The following is a 985-nucleotide window of genomic DNA, read 5'->3' on the forward strand; positions in this document are numbered from 1 at the left end:
CCCCGTATAGCCGATAGGACAGCTTTGATGTTGGTTTACAGGAGGCTGATCAGGTTATCGATGATGTCGCTCATGATGCCCTGGACCGTGTACTGACTGTTGACGACGCGGTCAAGGTTCTCGGGGTCGCCGCAATGCTTGGCGATGAAGTCAAGTTGCCGCTTGACGTTGCTCAGCCTCTGACGAAGCGCGTAGGTCATACCTTCGTTGGCGTACCAGTCATCGTAATGATCCTGCAGGAGCTGGAGCACGCCATCGTAGAGCTCAGGATAGACGCAGCTGGTGATGGACATGCCGTCGAAGCCGATAGTGAACTTCTTTGCGCAGAAACCGTCCATGGCATTGTCGAGCGCCTCACCGTTCAGGTCATCGCCGGGCATGGCGTCTTCGATGTGCTTGATGAGCTTGCGAACGTACGTGCCGTCGATGGCGCGATCGAGGTCACATTTCAGAGACTGCAACTTCTCTTCGCTGAGACACTCACAGTCCTGGCGACGCAACTGCTCATTAACGAGGTTGCGCAGGTACCCGAGGGTTTTGATATCGAACATAGCGATCTTCCTTTCTGCCCGTATAGCCGATAGCTCAGCTTGATGGTTGATTACTCTTCAGTGACCTTCACACGGTCGAGCCAGTCGATGTCCTGCAGGGCGGGAATCTGGCTCAGGAAGGCGCGCGGCTGCTTGGCGATCCACTCATCGGCGGTACGCTTGGTAGCGTCGAAGTCGGGCTCACCGCAGTAGTAGTCGATGATGCGCATGGGCTCAGATGCGTTGTTGGGCATCCACAGACACACGACGCTGATATCATGGCTGCTACGCTCGTCGAAAGAGACGAGGCGCTCAGTGGTGAATCCGATGCCGGACTCGTGAACGTAATTGACAGGCTTCATATCGATCTTCCTTTCTGCCCGTATAGCCGGTAGCGCAGCTGATTGGTTAGTTTTCGTCGTAGCTGATCTGCATTCCGTAGAAGCCATCGTAGC

Annotated in this window: 2 protein-coding genes; both read right to left on the bottom strand. The window is 55.3% G+C overall.

Features of this window, described 5'->3' with window-relative positions; genetic code table 11:
* Window positions 1-35: 35 nt before the first annotated feature.
* The gene (locus J4G38_RS28110; protein ID WP_210522244.1) at window positions 36-551 is read right to left on the bottom strand and encodes a hypothetical protein; all 516 of its coding nucleotides are present in this window, start codon (window positions 549-551) and stop codon (window positions 36-38) included.
* Window positions 552-601: 50 nt separating this feature from the next.
* Window positions 602-985: hypothetical protein (locus J4G38_RS28115; protein ID WP_226164107.1), on the bottom strand; the 384-nt coding region annotated here is incomplete at its 5' end.

This window comes from Hymenobacter terricola, from assembly GCF_017921975.2.
Classification (GTDB): Bacteria; Bacteroidota; Bacteroidia; order Cytophagales; family Hymenobacteraceae; genus Hymenobacter; species Hymenobacter terricola.

Coding starts and splice junctions, on each gene's coding strand:
- J4G38_RS28110 (WP_210522244.1), bottom strand. CDS start 551: ATGTTCGATATCAAAACCCTCGGGTACCTGCGCAACCTCGTTAATGAG.